Here is a 15,759-nt window from a genome sequence, read left to right on the forward strand (position 1 = left end):
TTGTTATCGCAGTGACCGGGCCTTGAACCCTTAAACCTGGATCGCCTCGGGGTCGGTCTTTTCCAGCTCCACCGACGCCGCCAGCAGCCCCAGACGCGCCACCACGCCGTACATGTAGAAGCGGTTCGGCGGCGCGGCGCCGGGCTTGGCGCGCGTATCGGGCAGCGCCGTGTGCTCGAAGCCCAGCGGCACGAAGTGCATGCCCGGCGCGTTCAGGTTCTGGTCGCGCTCGCGGCTACCGTGCGCGCGGTAGAAGCCTCCCACCACGTAGCGGTCGATCATGTAGACGACCGGCTCGGCCACTTCCTCGCCGATGTGCTCGAACGTGTACACGCCTTCCTGCACGATGACGTCGCGCACTTCCAGCCCGTCCTTCGTGGCCGACATCTTCGCACGTTCGCGCTTGGTGAGTGCGGCGACCTCGGAGGCGTCGTGCACCGTCATCACGCCGCGCCCGTCGGTGCCGGCGTCGGACTTGATGACCACGTAGGGCTTTTCGGTGATGCCGTACTCGCGGTACTTCTTGGCGATCTTCTTGAGTACCGCGTCGATCGACGTGGCCAGTTGCTCCTCGCCCGTGCGCGCCTCGAAATCGACGTTTTCCACGTGCGCGAAGTACGGGTTGATCATCCACGGATCAACGCCGACCATCTTGGCGAACTTCTTCGCCACGTCGTCATAGCAGGAGAAGTGCGTCGACTTGCGGCGCACCGCCCAGGCTGCGTGCAGCGGCGGCAGCAGGTATTGCTCGTGCAGGTTTTCGAGCACCGGCGGAATGCCGCCCGACAGATCGTTGTTCAGAAGAATCGAACACGGGTCGAAGTTCTTCAGCCCCAGGCGGCGCTGCGAGCGCTCCAGCGGTTCGAGCACGATCTTCTGGCCGTCCGCCAGCGAGATCGTGACCGGCCCGGCGATGTTCTCGTCGAAGGTGCCGAAGCGCACGTTCAGACCCGCCTGACGCATGATGGTCGCCAGGCGCGCGACGTTTTCCAGATAGAAGGCGTTGCGCGTGTGCTGCTCGGGGATCACGAGCAGATTCTTGGCGTCCGGGCAGATCTTCTCGACGGCGGCCATGGCGGCCTGCACGGCAAGCGGCAGCACTTCCATCGGCAGACAATGGAAGGCGCCAGGAAAAAGGTTGGTGTCGACCGGCGCGAGCTTGAAGCCCGCGTTGCGCAGGTCCACCGACGCGTAAAACGGCGGCGTGTGTTCCTGCCATTCGAGGCGGAACCAGCGCTCGATGGCCGGCGTCGCGTCGAGGATGCGCTGCTCCAGCTCAAGGAGCGGACCATTCAACGCCGTAACCAGATGCGGGACCATAAGGTATTACTCGCGGACAAAAGCTAGTTGATTGTAGGAAAACCGGGAGCTTAACTGGGGACGATTGCGCCCATTACAAGATGTTTTCCCTTACGTTCCATAGGGTTACTTGCCGATCCAGCGCTGCTCCACCCCGTTGCGCGCGGAACTGCCCCCGTTATCCACATCGAATATCCATTCTGAACCGCGCGCCCCATTACACGCAATGGGGCCGCACGAATTGAAGGGTCAACGGAGTAACGCTCGAATCCGCGCCTTATTCCCTCTGCAAACCGCACGCCCGAAAAAAGAAAGGGCCCGCCATGAAGGCGGGCCCAAGTCGCTGTGCTCCAGTACTGCTACTGCCACTGCTTACTGCGGTACGACACTGCCACCCCGTGCAATTTCATGCATTTATTCGACGCGCTCGCCATGCAGGATCACGTCGAGACCTTCGCGTTCTTCTTCTTCCGTCACGCGCAGGCCCATGACCATGTCGATCACCTTCAGCAGGATGAAGCTGACCACGCCGCTGTAGATCAGGGTCGTGAGCACGCCCTTGACCTGCAGGATCACGTTGCCGTCGGCGCCGCCGATGTCGTGCACCGCGAACACACCCGTCAGGATCGCGCCGATGATGCCGCCGATGCCATGCACGCCGAAGGCGTCGAGCGAATCGTCATAGCCGAACTTGTGCTTGAGCCACGTAGCCGACCAGAAGCAGACCACGCCTGCCACCACGCCGATCACGATCGCGCCCATCACGCCGACGAAACCCGAAGCCGGCGTCACAGCAACCAGACCCGCGACCGCGCCCGAAGCGATACCCAGCACCGACGGCTTGCCCTTGGCAATCCACTCCGCGAACATCCAGCCGAGCGCCGCGCATGCCGTGGCGATCTGCGTCGTGAGCATCGCGAAACCGGCACGGCCGTCAGCCGCCACGGCCGAACCTGCGTTGAAGCCGAACCAGCCCACCCACAGCATGGCCGCGCCGATCAGCGTCAGAACCAGGTTGTGCGGAGCCATGACTTCGCGGCCATAACCGACGCGCTTGCCGAGCACGAGGCAGCAAACCAGACCGGCGATACCGGCGTTGATGTGCACCACCGTGCCGCCTGCGAAGTCGAGGATGCCTGCGCTTGCCAGCCAGCCGGTCGGCTCCCACACCATGTGGGCGATCGGCGAGTAGACGATGATCGACCAGAGCGACATGAACACCAGCATCGCCGAGAACTTCATGCGGTCAGCGAACGCACCCGTGATGAGCGCCGGCGTGATGATCGCGAACGTCATCTGATAGACGAAGTACACGGTCTCCGGAATCGTCGTGGCCAGGTGGCTCACGGTCAGCGTGGTCGCCTTGTCGCCCTTGATGTAGTTCATGCCTTCAAGGAAAACGCGCGAGAAGCCGCCGATGAACGAGTTGCCCGGCGTGAACGCGAGGCTGTAGCCCACCACCGTCCAGATCACCGTGACCACGCAGGTGATGGCGAAGCTCTGCATGAGCGTCGCGAGCACGTTCTTCTTGCGGACCATGCCGCCGTAGAAGAGCGCGAGGCCCGGAATCGTCATGAACAGGACGAGTGCCGTGGAGGTCAGCATCCACGCGGTGTCGCCCGAATTGATCTTCGACGAATCGACCGAGAACGGCGCGGTCGGTGCGGCCGGTGCTGCTGCCGCGGCGGCGGCGGCCGACGCGTCAGCCGGTGCGCTGGCTGCGGCTGCTGCCGGTGCCGAAGCTGCGGCGGCCGGCGCCGATGCCGCATCGGCGGCAGGCGCGGAGGCCATGGCTGCGGCCGATGCGTCGGGTGCGGATGCCGCGGCGGGGGCGGACGCATCGTCCGCCAGTGCGGCGCCGATGCCGCCGGCCAGCAGCGAGCCGGCCATCAGCAAGGACATCAAAAGTTTGCGCATCTCGGGTTCCTCTTGTCTCTTTGTGTCGGCCAGCGTCGGCGCTTTTGCGCCTCATCTGGCCCCTGGTCGCTGTTTGTCGTTACAGGGCGTCGGAGCCGGTCTCGCCGGTACGGATACGAATGACTTGCTCGATCGGCGTGACGAAAATCTTGCCGTCGCCGATCTTGCCGGTGCGGGCCGCGCGTTCGAGCGATTCGATGGCCTGGTCGACGATGTCGTCGGTCACGGCCGCTTCGATCTTCACCTTCGGCAGGAAGTCGACGACGTATTCCGCACCGCGATACAGCTCGGTATGGCCCTTCTGACGGCCGAAGCCCTTCACTTCCGTGACCGTGATCCCCGACACGCCGATGGCCGAAAGAGCCTCGCGTGCTTCATCGAGCTTGAACGGCTTGATGATTGCTGTAATCAGTTTCATGTAGTCCTCGCTGTGGTTGCTTTCATCCCGTATTCACTTCTGCAACGGGCGCCTGCGGTGCGGGTCTCGCCCCGCCGACGCACCGCGAGCCAGCCGTTGTTCGGTGCGCGGGGGGTTATTAGCAACACCCGTGCCAATTCGATCGACGCGTGATCGACGGGCTTTCTTGCGGACCTTGCGACGAAGTTCGATGCACGAAGCGCGCATCCCGTGGACAATGCCGGTCCGCGCGTCGAAGTCCGCGCCGTGCGGGCCGCCCAAGGCCCTGGCCGAACGGCCAGCGCAGGCCTTGAGCGGTAGCGAGGCCAGGCCAGAGTTGCTAGAGTGTTCTCAAGGATCAAGGCACGACCGGATCGCTTCAGATGCACGCGAATAGGCGTGAGAACGAAGCGCGGCGGGCCGTGAAGGACACACGCGGTGCCGGCCCGGCAACGCTGGACGCGCTTCACGCCTGGCACGCGGCGCGCGGTCGAACACCGCGCACCAGATGCGCACATGGCCATCAGGGGCTTCGCGGGTCTCGCACCAAGATCGATCACGATCCGGGTCGAGGCACAGTCGAAACGAAATCTGCACATTTTTTGTGCAGCGAAGGGGAAACCGAATGAAACAACCGAACGACGTATTTAACGATCTGCAGTCGAAGGTCAGCGAACTCCTGCAGAACTCGCCGGCGCGCGATGTGGAGCGCAACGTGCGCGCCATGCTCTCGCAAGGCTTTTCGAAGCTCGAACTCGTTACGCGCGAGGAATTCGACGCGCAGACGCAGGTGCTGGTGCGCACGCGCCAACGCCTGGAAGAACTCGAGCGCCGCGTGGCCGAACTCGAACAGAAACTGCCAGTGAGCGCACCGTCCACTGGCCAGTCGTCCTGATTAATTTCACCTTCCTTCGTATTCCATAGGGCAAGCGAGCCGTAACGGTTTAGCAATGGAACCGTAAAGGGGCACGCGCTTCACCAGCCTGGCGCATGCGGAAAATTGCGGCAAAGCCGCAGCAATGCTTTGAGGCATGCGCCGCCTTTCGGAGATTTCCATGTCGCTTGCCGTGGTGAAAAGCCGCGCGCCGGCTGCTGGCCGCGCGCCTGAAGTCACTGTCGAAGTTCACCTCGCTAATGGGCTGCCGTCGTTTTCCATCGTCGGCCTGCCCGACCTCGAAGTCCGCGAGAGCCGCGAGCGCGTGCGCGCCGCGCTCTCGAACTGCGGCTTCGACTTCCCCGTCCGGCGCATCACGGTCAATCTCGCTCCGGCCGATTTGCCGAAGGAGTCGGGTCGCTTCGACTTGCCCATCGCGCTGGGCATCCTCGCGGCGAGCGGGCAGATTCCCGCCGCCTCGCTCCCGGCCACGCGAGAGTTCGCGGGCGAGCTTTCGCTCACCGGGGCCGTGCGACCCATGCGCGGGGCGTTTGCGATGGCCTGCGGGACGGCGCGCGCGCATGCCTGCGCAGACGCGGCATCGCCCGAGCTCTACCTGCCCGCCGATAACGCCGCCGAAGCCGCACTCGTCCCCGGCGTGGACGTCTACGCCGTCACAGACCTGCGGGCGCTCTGCGGCCACCTCGCCCGCGCGGAGGATGCGCGCCTGAGTCCCGAACGGGCTTATCCACTCGATCCGGCAAGCTCGACGCCCGCTCCCGACATGGCCGATGTAATCGGCCAGCGCGGCGCACGGCGCGCGCTCGAAGTGGCGGCGGCGGGCGGCCACCATTTACTGATGGTCGGGCCGCCAGGCGCTGGCAAGTCGATGCTCGCAGCACGCCTCCCAGGCCTGCTGCCGCCAATGAGCGACGAAGAAGCGCTAGCCAGCGCCGCGCTGCTGTCGGCCAGCGCGATCGGATTTTCACCGCAGCAGTGGCGGCGTCGGCCGTTTCGCGCCCCACATCATTCGTCGAGCGCGGCGGCGCTGATCGGCGGGCGCAACCCTCCGCAACCCGGCGAAATCACGCTCGCGCATCTGGGCGTCCTGTTTCTCGACGAGTTGCCGGAATTCGACCGGCATGTTCTGGAGACGTTGCGCGAGCCGCTGGAAGCCGGCTCGATCACCATTTCGCGCGCGGCCTGGCAAACCGACTTTCCCGCCGCGTGCCAACTCGTCGCTGCGATGAACCCCTGCCCGTGTGGCTGGCGCGGCGATCCGTCGGGGCGCTGCCGTTGCACGCCCGAAGGCGCAGCGCGATATCGGCGCAAGCTGTCCGGACCGCTGCTCGACCGTATCGACATCCAGATCGAGCTGCCGGCGCTACCGCCCGCCGAACTGGCCTCGCGCGCCGCCACGCCCGGCGAGCCGAGCGCCTTGATTGCCGCGCGCGTGGCGGCGGCACGCAGGCGCCAGCTGGCCCGCCAGCGCAAAACCAACCGCGAGTTGAGCGGCCGCGAAACCGACGAAGTCTGCCGCCCGGATAGCGCAGGCGAGGCGTTGCTGCGCGAAGCGGGCGAGCGCTTCGGGTGGTCGGCGCGCGCGTACTATCGCGCGCTCAAGGTCGCGCGCACGATCGCGGACCTGGCTGGAGCCGCGATGCCCGAGGCCGCGCATGTGGCGGAAGCGGTGCAGTATCGGCGGGCTTTCAGCGATCAGTAGTGCGGATTAATCGGGCGGACTAATCGGGCCGCTTCTGCGCACGTCGTGATGCCTCGTTGCGCGTCACGCGAACGCCTCTCGTTACGCCGTCAATCCAGCCATTTAGCCGGCCAGCGTGCGCGAAAAACCTGCGCCGCGCCGCCCGCTCAATCCGTCTGATGGATCAATAATTCGAAGTCAAGACTTGACTTATGCACACTTCGTTGTATTGGCAGCCTTTTGAGATACGATTCGCATTTCGCGACGATTCAAAACGCAAGTCATTGATTCTTCTGCATTTCATAAAAACACCAGAAGCCGCCAAAACTAACAAAAAGCCCACAGCACGGCCTTTTGCGGGCGTCGGCGCCGTGTTACCCACAAAGTTATCCACAACACCTGTGGGTAACCCGTAAACCCTCAATCAAATCCAACAGATAGCTCGTAAACCCAGGAGAGCACTTTCACTTTGACGCGCAAAAGGCTGTGCAATTTGCCGCGTTAGCGTTCAGACGCTCGGCTCTCCTCAATACAGTTTGAACGATTGGAAGAACTGATCGACTTGTTCGGCCGCGGGCTGTTCGCGTCCCACGATTGCGAGCTGGTAAGCATGCGTTCCCTTCGCGACGAGACGGGCGTGAATGGTGCGCGCTTCTTCGTTCGCTCCAGCCTTGCCCGCAAGCTCCATATCGAAGCCCGGCACGCTGCCGCCGGCCGCGAGCGGTACGGCGACGCCATGAGCGTCGGGCGGCACGCCGACATTGCGGGCGAGGCCGTCGCGCAGAAAGGTCAGCGCCTTCTGTTGCGTGGCCGGCTGCGCATCGGGCAAATCAAGCGTGCCGATCACGAAGACCGCGCCGCGCACTTCGGCGGTCTGCATGTGCATTTGCATCGGCATGCCGTCCACGTCGATGCTGCGCGCGTCGGAGCCGGGCTTGGCGGGCATATCGACGCTGTAGCCGTTTGCGTTGTTTGAAATCGTGCGCCAGTCGTAAGTCGGCGAGCAGGCGATGAGTGCGCTGGAAACCGCGGCTAACAGCGCGCTCGCGGCCAGCGGACGTAGGGACGATGACAGGATTCGCGAGCGAACAGTATTAAGCGCGTCTCTGGACATGAGATCCGTGATTGGGGCAAAAAAAGGGCGAAATCAGACCGTGAAATGAAAGGGCGCAATAGCGTCGGCCATTATCCTGCGAGCGCGCCTGCGCGTGCCGTCGCAACCGCTATGCCGGGAAATTCGGCGCTACAATGTTCGCCCGAGCCATTGCGAGATAGACTGGCTCAGCCAGATCAGCAACGTTGCGCGCCCGTCGGCGCCTGAGGCTTCACCCATGTCCGCATCGCAGAACACCCCGAAAGCGCGCACCGGCGCCATTCGAAACATCGCCGCAGCGATCGTCGTCGTCGCTATTGCCGTGGCCGGCTACTTCGCCTTCTTCGGCAGCCAGCAGCGCGTGCCCGACGCGACCTTCACGCTGCTGTCGGGCCAGAAGGTCTCCACCGCCGACCTCAAGGGCAAGGTCTATCTGATCAACTTCTGGGCGACGAGCTGCGCCACCTGCATGCAGGAAATGCCGCAGATGATCCAGACCTATAACCGCTTCAAGGGTGATGGCCTGGAATTCGTCGCCGTGGCGATGAACTACGATGCGCCGATGTACGTCGCCAACTACGCACAGACGCGTCAGTTGCCCTTCAAGGTGGCGATGGACGATGGATCGGCGGCGAAGCAGTTCGGCAACGTGCAGCTCACGCCCACGACCTTCGTGGTCGATCGCAACGGCAAGATCCTCAAGCGCTACGTCGGCGAGCCGCAGTTCGCGGAACTCGACCAACTGCTGAAGAAAGCGCTGTCGACGTAAGCGCACGCACCCAAATAAAAAACGGCAGCGAATTTCGCTGCCGTTTTGCTTTTTAGCCGCCCTCACCCGCGCGTGTCGCTCTCCTGACGCGCAACCAGCCCGTAACGCCGGATCTTCTCGTACAGCGTGGCCTTGGCCATCTGCAGGCGCTCGGCAGCCTGGGCGACTGCGCCGTGCGTCTGCTGCAGCGCATCGGCGATCAGCGCGCGCTCGTACTGCTCGACGCGCTCCTTGAGCGGCAAGGCATCGTCGGCGCCGGCCTGCGAGGGCGGCGCGACATCGTCGGGAATCCCTAGTACATAACGATCCGCCGCGTTGCGCAGCTCGCGCACATTGCCAGGCCAGTCGCGCTGCGCGAGGCGCATGCGGTCGCGCTCGGTCAGCAGCGGCGCGGGCCGCTGGTAGCGTACCGCCGCGTCCAGCAGAAAATGCTCGAACAGCGGCACGATGTCCTCGCGACGCTCGCCCAGCGGCGGCAGCGCAATCGTCACCACATTCAGCCGATACAGCAGGTCGCGCCGGAACGTCCCCGCCGCGACGTGTTCATTCATGTCGCCCTTGGCCGCCGCAACCACGCGCAGATCGACGCGCACCGGCTGGTTCGAACCCAGCCGCTCCAGCACACCGTCCTGCAGCACACGCAGCAGCTTCACCTGAAGCGCGAGCGGCATGCTCTCGATCTCGTCGAGAAAGAGCGTGCCGCCCGCCGCATGTTCGAGCTTGCCGATCCGCCGTTTGGCCGCGCCCGTGAAAGCGCCCTGCTCGTAGCCGAACATCTCCGATTCGAACATCGGCTCGGGCAGCGCGCCGCAGTTCACCGCCACGAAAGGCTTGTCGCGGCGCGGCGACAGCTCGTGCAGACTGCGCGCGATCAGTTCTTTGCCCGCGCCCGTGTCGCCGTTGATGAGCACGGACGCATCCGTGGGCGCCACGTTCGCGATCAGGCGGCGCACCTGCTCGATCGCCGGGCTCTTGCCGATGATGCGCGGCGCGAGCGTGTTCTGCCCCGCCAGTTCGCGGCGCAGCGCAAGGTTTTCGAGCATCAGCGTGCGGCGCTCCAGCGCCCGGCGCACGGTCTCGATCAGCCGCTCCGAAGCAAAGGGCTTTTCGATGAAGTCGTAAGCGCCGTCGCGCATCGCCTGCACCGCCATCGAGATATCACCGTGGCCGGTCACGAGGATCACCGGCACATCCGGCGCGCGCTCGTGACACTGCGCGAGCAGGTCCAGCCCGCTCATGCCCGGCAGGCGGATATCGCTCACCACGATGCCCGGAAAGCCCGCATCGACGAGCGGCAACGCGGCTTCGGCATTGGCGTAGCCGGTGGCTTCGAAGCCGGCGAGTTGCAAGCTCTGCACGCCGGCGCGACGCACCAGTTCGTCATCCTCGATATAGAGCACCCGGCCGGGCGTTGAACTGACCATGTTCGTTTGTCTTCCTTGTTGTTTCTGGTGCCGATAAGGCTTTGCTGCGCGGCTTCAATGCTACGCGCGCGGCGCATCGACCACGCTGCCCGCCGCATTCACGCGCGAGCGCCGCAACGTCAGCACGAACACCGCACCGCCGTTGCACGCGTCGCCCCCGGCATTGTGCGCAGCCAGCGTACCGCCGCAGTCACGCGCAATCGACGAGGAAATCGCCAGGCCCAACCCCAGCCCCTGCCCCATCTCCTTCGTCGTGAAAAACGGCTCGAAGAGGCGCGGCATGACATCGGCGGGAATCCCCGGCCCATTGTCGCGCACCGAGATTTCCAGTGTCGCCGGCAGCGCCCGCACGTCGATGACGATGCGCGGCCCAGGCAAACCCGCCACCGCGTCGAGCGCATTGCCGATCAGGTTGATGAGCACCTGTTCGAGCCGCAGATCGTCGCATTGCGCGATCAGTTCGGGATACTCACCATGCGGATCGAGTGCAACGCTCGCGGCATCGCCATCGGTGAGCGTGAGTTCGACGCACACGCCTTCGAGCCGCTTGCCCAGCAGCGCCAGCGCATTGCGCACCGCACGCGCCACCGGCGAGCGCTGCCCGCGCGGTTTCGCGCGCCCGACGAACAGCTTGAGCTGATTGACGATCTTGCCCATGCGCTCGGTGAGCGAGCCGATCGCCTCCAGATTTTCGTGCGCCGCGTCGTACTGGCCGCGCTCCAGAAACACGCGCGTGTTGTCCGAAAAGCTGCGCAGCGCGGCCAGCGGCTGATTCAGTTCGTGCGTGATGCCCGCCGCCATTTGCCCGAGCGCGGCCAGCTTGCTCGCCTGTATCAGCTCGTCCTGGGTCGCGCGCAATTCCTGTTCGGTGCGCGTGCGCTCGGCGACTTCGCGTTGCAGGCGCTCGTTGGCCTGGGAGAGATCGGCGGTGCGCTCGGCCACGCGGTCGTTGAGCATCGCGTAGGCCTTTTGCAGCATTGCGCGGCTCTTCACCACTTCGCGCACGCGCGCGCGACGCATGCGCCAGTAGAAGCCCAGCAGGCACAGCGACACATAGCCGAAGCCCGTCATGATGGTGGCGTTGCGGGTGGCGTCGAGCACCGGCGCGACCGGCGACATCGTCACCAGATGCCAGTCCGGTTCGCCCAACGAGCGGCGCGTCTCCAGATAGCGCGGCGCGCGCAGGCCGCTGCCGATGCGCACGATATCGGCGTCGCCTTCCAGCACGCGCTCGACGCTTGCGGGCAGCGGCGCGATGTCCTGGCGCGCGTACTGGCGCGTCTGGTCGATCGAGGCGACGATGTCGGTCGGCAGCGGCCGCACCGTGCGGTACTTCCAGGCGGGCACGGACGACAGAAAAATCACGCCGTGATCGTCGGTGACGAGCAGCGGCTCGGAGGCGTCGGTGCCCGGAAACCATTCGAGATTGAGCTTCACCACCGCCACGCCGACGATCTGGCCGTTGCGCCGCACCGGCTGCGAGATGTAGTAGCCCGGATCGCGCGAGATCGTGCCGATGCCGAAAAAACGACCCACGTCGCCCTTCGCCGCTTCGATGAAATACGGCCGGAAGCGGTATTCGACGCCCACGAAGCTGTCCGCGCCGCGCCAGTTGCTGGCCGCGATGCAGATGCCGTCGGCGCGGATGATGTAGGTGGTCGTCGCGCGTGCGTGGCGGTTCACGTCTTCCAGATAGCGGTTCGCGGCGGCCACGCGTGCGGGATTGGGATCGGCCAGCGCGTCCTGCACGAGCGGATGCGCGCCCACCAGATAGGGCAGCGATTCGTAGCGCTCCAGCGTGCTCTTGAGCGCGGCGGTGGTGCGGTCGCCGCGCACCGCCGCGTTCTGGCGCAGCGCGTCGATGCCGGTCTGCCAGGCGAGCGTCCACACGAGCGCGCACACGAGTGCGAGCCCGATGGCGAGCGCGAAAAGCAGCAGGAGACGGCGCGTCACGGATGAAGCTTCCGGATGATCGAGCGGGGATGGGTGGGATTGTGGCACACGCATACCGCGCGAGGCGGCCGATCGTGGAGGGCGGTGAGCGCCGGGAAAACAGGAGGGAATTAGCGGGCGGCACATCGCAGGGGAACAACGCACCGTCCAACGGCTTGCGCCGCTTACTGCCGGTACAACGGGTACAGCAGGTACAACCGGTACGACAGCTATTCGTCAGACGGCGCGCACACAACGCGCCGCCCGGCCACGCAGACTTACACGCCCGCGCTTTCCTTCACTTCAGAAGACTCGCCCGCCAGCACGGCGCGCAGCTTGTTGCGATCGAGTTCCTTCTCCCATGCCGAAACGACCACCGTCGCCACGCCGTTGCCGACGATGTTGGTCAGCGCGCGGCACTCGCTCATGAAGCGGTCGATGCCGAGAATCAGCACCATGCCCGAGAGCGGAATGGTCGGCACCACGGCCAGCGTCGCCGCCAGCGTGATGAAGCCCGCGCCGGTCACGCCGCTGGCGCCCTTCGAGGTCAGCATCGTCACGGCGAGCAGCGTGAGCTGCTGCGTCCACGTGAGATCGGTGTTGGTCGCCTGGGCGATGAAGAGCACCGCCATCGTCATGTAGATGTTGGTGCCGTCGAGGTTGAACGAATAACCGGTCGGCACCACGAGGCCCACCACCGAGCGCGAGCAGCCAAGGCGTTCGAGCTTCTGCATCAGTTGCGGCAGCGCCGATTCCGACGAACTCGTGCCCAGCACGATCAGCAGCTCTTCCTTGATATAGGAAACAAAGCGGATGATCGAGAAGCCGACGAAGCGCGCAATCGCGCCCAGCACGACCAGCACGAACACAATCGAGGTCAGATAGAACGTGCCGATCAGCTTGAGCATCGGCAGGAGCGAGCCCACGCCGTACTTGCCGATGGTGAAGGCCATCGCGCCGAACGCGCCAATCGGCGCGAGCTTCGTGACGATCTTGACCACGCCGAACAGCACGCCCGACAGACCGTCGATCAGATCGGTCACCACGCGGCCGCGCTCACCCAGTTGCGCCAGCACCGCGCCGAACAGCATCGCGATCAGCAGGATCTGGAGGATCTCACCCTGCGCGAACGCCGAGAAGATCGTGTCCGGAATGATGTGCATCAGGAAGTCGACCGAACTCTGGCCATGCGCCTTTTCGGCGTAGCTGGCCACGGCCTTGGCGTCGAGCGTGCTCACGTCGACGTTAAAGCCCGCGCCCGGCTTGAGCACGTGCGTGGCGATCAGGCCCAGCACCAGCGCGAAGGTCGAAACGATCTCGAAGTAGAGCAGCGCCTTGCCGCCCACGCGGCCCACCTTCTTCATGTCCTCCATGCCGGCGATGCCGGTCACGACGGTACAGAAGATGATCGGGCCGATCACCATCTTGATGAGCTTGATGAAGGCGTCGCCGAGCGGCTTCATGTCGATGCCGATGGCCGGCCAGTAATGGCCGAGAACCACGCCGACGACGATCGCCACGATCACCTGGAAGTAGAGGACTTTGTGGAGAGGTTTCTTCACTTTGGGTGCCTGCAATGAGTTAAGCCGATGGCCGCGCTTTTCGAGCGCCATGCCGCGACAGGTCGAAACGGGGAATCAGCGAAACCGGCAGAGGTAATCGGACATCGGCTGTCTCCTGTCGACCAGAGTTGCCGCTTTAGCGGCTTACTCTGGTCCCATGCATCGCTGCTTTTTTATGTCGCGGCCGGGGGTTGGCCGCGCGCTCTTATTTGCAAGGTTGATGCCAGCGGCGCAATGCCGCGCCAGCCTTGATTTACAAGGCTTTTGCCGAAGTGCGGAAAGCGCGCAATCTGGATTTCCAGAAATGCGGAATGAATGCGTCCGGGAATCCGGAACGGCAGACGCCAAAGCAGACGCAAAAAAGCCCGCGCAAGGCGGGCTTTTTCAGATCAGGCAGAAACCTGCGCGGCGGCTTTAGACCACGCCCGCGCCGTGCGCCTGCAGATCGGCGTGATAGCTCGAACGCACCATCGCGCCAACGGCGGCGTGCGTGAAGCCCATCTTGTACGCCTCTTCCTCGTACATCTTGAAGGTGTCCGGGTGGACGTACGAACGCACCGGCAGGTGGTGCTCCGACGGCTGCAGATACTGGCCGATCGTGAGCATGTCGACGTCGTGCGCGCGCAGGTCGCGCATCACCTGGAGGATTTCTTCCTCGGTTTCGCCCAGACCCACCATCAGGCCCGACTTGGTCGCGACTTCGGGATGCAGCGCCTTGAAGTCCTTAAGCAGCTTGAGCGAGTGCGCGTAGTCCGAACCCGGGCGCGCTTCCTTGTAGAGGCGCGGCACCGTTTCGAGGTTGTGGTTCATCACGTCGGGCGGCGCGGCGTTCAGGATGCCGAGCGCACGGTCCAGACGGCCACGGAAGTCGGGCGTAAGGATTTCGATGCGGGTTTCCGGCGAATGCTCGCGCACCTGGCGGATACATTCGACGAAGTGGCCGGCGCCGCCGTCACGCAGGTCATCGCGGTCGACGCTCGTGATCACGACGTACTTGAGCTTGAGCGCGCCGATGGTGCGCGCGAGGTTGCCCGGTTCTTCCGGATCGAGCGGATCGGGACGGCCATGGCCCACGTCGCAGAACGGGCAGCGGCGCGTGCACTTGTCGCCCATGATCATGAACGTGGCCGTGCCCTTGCCGAAGCATTCGCCGATGTTCGGGCAGCTCGCTTCCTCGCACACCGTATGCAGGTTGTGCTCGCGCAGGATGTTCTTGATTTCGTAGAAGCGCGAGTTGCCCGTGGCCGCTTTCACGCGGATCCAGTCGGGCTTCTTGAGCTTCTCGATGGGAATGATCTTGATGGGAATGCGCGCGGTCTTGGCCTGCGCTTTCTGCTTCGCGGTGGCGTCGTACGGAACGGCGTCGGCACCGGAGTTCGCCGTGGGATTCACTGCGGGGTTGGCAATCACGTCAGTCATGCTTTCGATCCAGTCAGGCCGCCGGGGAACGCCAGCCTGCGGTTGTGGCGGTTGCCCGCCGTCAGACCGCGCGAGCGGCCGGGTCCACGGCGGCCGCTTCGGCCGCGGGGTCTGCGACAGCCGCTTCGGCTGCCGGAAGAGTTTCTGCTTGCGCTGCCTGCCTGGCGGCCTGCGCGGTGGCATGTTCAGCCAGGTTCGCTTCGAGCCGCGCCGCCAGCGTCTGCGCCGCTTCGCGCCACGTCGCGCGCGCGCCGAGCGTCGCCATATCGACGGTTTCAAGGCCCGCGTAGCCACAAGGATTGATCGCGAGGAACGGGCTCAGATCCATCGACACATTCAGGCTCACGCCGTGGTAGCTGCAGCCGTTGCGGATCTTCAGGCCCAGCGCGGCGACCTTGGCGCCACGGTGGGCCGCGCTTGCGCCCGGGGCGTCATCTGGCACGTAAATGCCGGGCGCGCCGTCCTTGCGCTCACCGGCGAGATTATACGCCGCCAGTGTTTCGATCACGGCCTGCTCGATGAGCGTGACCAGCTCGCGCACCATCAGTTTCCGGCGGCGCAGATCGAGCAGCAGATAGGCCACCACCTGCCCCGGCCCGTGATACGTGATCTGGCCGCCACGGTCGATCTGCACGAGCGGAATGCCGCTATTGGCGATCAGCAGATGTTCGGGCTTGCCGGCCTGGCCGAGCGTAAAGACGGGCGGGTGTTCGACCAGCCAGATTTCGTCGGGCGTGTGCTCGTCGCGTTGCGCGGTGAACTCGCGCATGGCGTCGAAACTGGTCTGGTAGGCCTCGGTGCCGCGCCAGCGCATGACAACGGGCGCGATGACGGGGTCGGAGTGATTGGACGGGGATGAAACCGGGGTGGCGCACATGATTTCCGGAGTTTACCGAAAACGGGACAAGCGCGCCGAGGTCTGCGACGAACGGTATCTTGCGCATATCGAGAAAAACAGAACGGGCGCCTCATCCGGTGAGCGCCCGCCCCCATGCAATTTCAGACAGTGCGCCAGCCGTCGCCCGCATGCAGCCCGACGCGCGCCGCCTGCCGTGCGGCCCAGTCGAGTGCGCGCTCGCCAATGCGCGAAGGCGTGGCGAACGCCACCCACGCCGCCGCACCCTTTTCCGCGCCGATCCACAGACGCTCGCCGCGCCGCAAACGCAGCGTGTGGCCCGGCTCCAGCCAGTAGTCGGCGGTATCGTCGCTGCGCGTGACCCACACCGCGCCGCAGTGCACCGTCAGCCGCGTGCTGCGCGACACGCGCACCGATGCGACTTGATTTGCCTCGACTTCGAACGTGATATCTGAAGAAATTTCTCTCATTTCAGCCTCCGAAGGCCCTGCTCTGATGGCTACAATCGTAGACAA

Annotated in this window: 13 protein-coding genes; 3 read left to right on the forward strand and 10 right to left on the reverse strand. The window is 64.8% G+C overall.

The genetic code is table 11. The features are described from left to right. Positions 1-30: 30 nt before the first annotated feature. The 3 genes from gshA to VG320_RS15585 form a co-directional block, all read right to left on the reverse strand. The gene (gene gshA / locus VG320_RS15575; protein ID WP_327200984.1) at positions 31-1,320 is read right to left on the reverse strand and encodes a glutamate--cysteine ligase; all 1,290 of its coding nucleotides are present in this window, start codon (positions 1,318-1,320) and stop codon (positions 31-33) included. A 393-nt stretch (positions 1,321-1,713) separates the two neighbouring features. Continuing rightward, positions 1,714-3,216 (reverse strand): ammonium transporter, encoded by a 1,503-nt coding sequence (locus tag VG320_RS15580; protein ID WP_327200985.1) that lies wholly within the window; start codon positions 3,214-3,216, stop codon positions 1,714-1,716. Between the two features lie 79 nt (positions 3,217-3,295). Continuing rightward, positions 3,296-3,634: a P-II family nitrogen regulator gene (locus tag VG320_RS15585; RefSeq protein ID WP_103702493.1), complete on the reverse strand. Its 339-nt coding sequence runs from the start codon at positions 3,632-3,634 to the stop codon at positions 3,296-3,298. 604 nt (positions 3,635-4,238) lie between these two features. On the opposite strand from VG320_RS15585, the gene VG320_RS15590 reads away from it, so the two are divergent. Both VG320_RS15590 and VG320_RS15595 read left to right on the forward strand, forming a co-directional pair. Further along, positions 4,239-4,508, forward strand: a complete 270-nt coding sequence (locus VG320_RS15590) for an accessory factor UbiK family protein (RefSeq protein ID WP_327200986.1) — start codon at positions 4,239-4,241, stop codon at positions 4,506-4,508. A 160-nt stretch (positions 4,509-4,668) separates the two neighbouring features. Further along, positions 4,669-6,210 (forward strand): YifB family Mg chelatase-like AAA ATPase, encoded by a 1,542-nt coding sequence (locus VG320_RS15595; protein ID WP_327200987.1) that lies wholly within the window; start codon positions 4,669-4,671, stop codon positions 6,208-6,210. Positions 6,211-6,715: 505 nt separating this feature from the next. On the opposite strand, the gene VG320_RS15600 is transcribed toward VG320_RS15595, so the two are convergent. Further along, a complete protein-coding gene (locus tag VG320_RS15600; RefSeq protein WP_327200988.1) occupies positions 6,716-7,135 on the reverse strand; it encodes a hypothetical protein in 420 nt (139 codons plus the stop codon). A 385-nt stretch (positions 7,136-7,520) separates the two neighbouring features. Between VG320_RS15600 and VG320_RS15605 the strand changes: the two genes are divergently transcribed. Beyond that, on the forward strand, positions 7,521-8,051 hold the full coding sequence (locus tag VG320_RS15605) for a TlpA disulfide reductase family protein (RefSeq protein ID WP_327200989.1): 531 nt from the start codon (positions 7,521-7,523) through the stop codon (positions 8,049-8,051). Positions 8,052-8,113: 62 nt separating this feature from the next. Here VG320_RS15605 and VG320_RS15610 read toward each other — a convergent pair whose 3' ends face one another. The 6 genes from VG320_RS15610 to VG320_RS15635 form a co-directional block, all read right to left on the reverse strand. Continuing rightward, a complete protein-coding gene (locus VG320_RS15610; RefSeq protein WP_327200990.1) occupies positions 8,114-9,475 on the reverse strand; it encodes a sigma-54 dependent transcriptional regulator in 1,362 nt (453 codons plus the stop codon). Between the two features lie 60 nt (positions 9,476-9,535). Next, a complete protein-coding gene (locus VG320_RS15615) occupies positions 9,536-11,482 on the reverse strand; it encodes a sensor histidine kinase (RefSeq protein ID WP_414696051.1) in 1,947 nt (648 codons plus the stop codon). A gap of 203 nt (positions 11,483-11,685) precedes the next feature. Then, positions 11,686-13,020 carry a dicarboxylate/amino acid:cation symporter gene (locus VG320_RS15620; protein WP_414696052.1) on the reverse strand — a complete coding sequence of 445 codons (1,335 nt, stop codon included), beginning with the start codon at positions 13,018-13,020 and terminating at the stop codon, positions 11,686-11,688. A gap of 363 nt (positions 13,021-13,383) precedes the next feature. After that, positions 13,384-14,388 carry a lipoyl synthase gene (lipA, locus tag VG320_RS15625; protein WP_327200992.1) on the reverse strand — a complete coding sequence of 335 codons (1,005 nt, stop codon included), beginning with the start codon at positions 14,386-14,388 and terminating at the stop codon, positions 13,384-13,386. 61 nt (positions 14,389-14,449) lie between these two features. After that, positions 14,450-15,265: a lipoyl(octanoyl) transferase LipB gene (gene lipB, locus VG320_RS15630; RefSeq protein WP_327200993.1), complete on the reverse strand. Its 816-nt coding sequence runs from the start codon at positions 15,263-15,265 to the stop codon at positions 14,450-14,452. 122 nt (positions 15,266-15,387) lie between these two features. After that, entirely contained in the window at positions 15,388-15,714 is a 327-nt protein-coding gene (locus VG320_RS15635) for a DUF2917 domain-containing protein (protein WP_327200994.1), read from the reverse strand. Between the last annotated feature and the right edge of the window lie 45 nt (positions 15,715-15,759).

The organism is Paraburkholderia sp. (assembly GCF_035948235.1).
In the GTDB taxonomy this organism is placed as follows: domain Bacteria; phylum Pseudomonadota; class Gammaproteobacteria; order Burkholderiales; family Burkholderiaceae; genus Paraburkholderia.